Source organism: Moorena sp. SIO3I6, assembly GCF_010672095.1.
In genome coordinates, this window is the sequence record NZ_JAAHHU010000875.1 from 1 (window position 1) to 2,040 (window position 2,040).

Here is a 2,040-nt window from a genome sequence, read left to right on the forward strand (position 1 = left end):
CGTTGTTTTCCTTTTCCTCTCCTTCTGATCCGCCCCCGACCGGTCGGGGGTTGGGGGTGGGGCAGGACCCAAATGTAAAAAACCTACCCTTGTGAGCCCCTAACCCCTCCCAGGAGGGGAACGCAAGAGGCAAGAGGCAAGAGGCAAGAGGCAAGAGGAACCCACCCCTAACCCCTCCCAGGAGCAGGGCTAATTCATTGTGATGAGAGAAAATTAGGGCAGCCATAAACTAGTGTAAACTATCAAAGTCAACTCAATATGGAACTCTCCTTCCTCTCCCTGATGAAAACTAATCTCATCGAAGCGTTAGCCCAGCTCCCAGATTTTCGTGCACAAGCGAGGAAAACGCTATCCTTTGTGGTTAATTTTGCTGCTGGTGATTATGGCAACGATGAGCGATTGTTATGGTTATCGAGCCTTGGAAGATTTTGCTCGTCGTCATCACCAAGCCTTGCTCGAAAACTTAGATTTACCACCAATGGGTTTTCCCTCAGACTCGACGTTTCGGAGGGTAATGATGAGTATTGATTTTACTCAATTAGCCCAAGTTTTGACCAACTGGATTAGGGATGCTGTGCCAACCCAAGAGGGTGATTGGTTAGGAGTTGATGGCAAAAGTATCAAAGGGACAGTGAATAATTATGCTCAAGCTTATCAAGACTTCGTTTCGGTAGTTTCTGTTTTCAGTAGTCGCTGTGGAGTCGCCCTAGCCCTAGAACAATTTCGTAATAAAGAAAGTAGTGAAATTGACGTTGTGCAGTTGCTTTTAGCCAATTTAGGGATAGAAGGAGTAATATTGAGCTTTGATGCTTTACACTGTCAAAAAAAACTGTAAAACTAATTGTCGAAAGTGGAAACGACTATGTGATTGCTGCGAAAGGTAATCAAAAAAATCTCTACAAACAAATCAAACTCAACACTCAAAAAACTCAACCCATAAGTGTTGACATAAGCAGGGAAAAAAGAAGTGACCGTCTCACCACTAGAACTGTATCTGTTTTTGATGACCTCAGAGGCATAAGTGACGAGTGGATTGGTCTAGCATGTCTGGTAAAAGTAGAACGCATCGGTACAAGAGCAGGTAAGCCCTACCAACAACTTGCTTATTATATTAGTAGTAAATGCCTCGATGCCGCACAATTTGCCCAAGGCATTCGTGGTCATTGGGGAATTGAAAATCGTTTACATTGGGTTAAGGACGTGGTACTTGATGAGGATAGTTCTAGGATACAATTTGGTAATGCTCCTGCCAATCTCTCAATGATCCGTAGTTTAGTCATCGCTATCTTACGCTACCACGGTTATTCTTCTATCACCACGGCACTCCGGTCGATTGCTCATGATCTCGAGAAGATTTTGCTGTTGATTGGAACGCAAAAGGTCGTGTCGTAGCCATTTGACGGTGTGCCAAAGCAATCCCTGTCTCACTTATAGCTATGACTTATAGGTTCGCGTACGCGAACCGGTGCAGGAAATTAGCGATTGAGTGCTCACCAACCATTGACTGACAACGACTGACAGCATGATTGATTGATCTTCATCGGTATGTTATGAGAGTTCCATATTGAGCTCACTTTGATAGTTTACGCGAGTTTCTGGCCGCCCTAATTTTCTCTGACCACAATGAATTAGCCCTGCTCCCAGGAGGGGAACGCAAGAGGCAAGAGGCAAGAGGCAAGAGGCAAGAGTGAAAAAATAATGTGTACCTCATAGCTCTGAAAAAGCTAATTTTTGTATAAATGGTAACAGACAAAAAAATGATTAACTTAATTTTGTGTAAACTTTGAATAAATCCCATCGTAAAGCAGTTTTTTTGTTCAAAGTCAACAAAGTTTTCGCTGACTTTAAAGAAATATCAAGGATTTTGGTAAAATTTTATTGTTAGATTCAAGACTTCTGGGTTATTGGTAATTGCTAAAGGAGAAAACTACTAATGTCAGAGCATATTTCGTTTGATGAATTGTTAGGCAAAATGAGCGAAGCCTATGAAGATGCCCAGAGCAAAGTTGAGCAATGTAATGTTTTAGTAATTGGTAAAAC

General features: G+C 42.4%; 1 pseudogene. It reads left to right on the forward strand.

What is annotated here, in order from left to right:
• Window positions 1-328 precede the first annotated feature (328 nt).
• Window positions 329-1,392: pseudogene (locus F6K49_RS43845) on the forward strand (ISAs1 family transposase).
• Window positions 1,393-2,040: the final 648 nt, after the last annotated feature.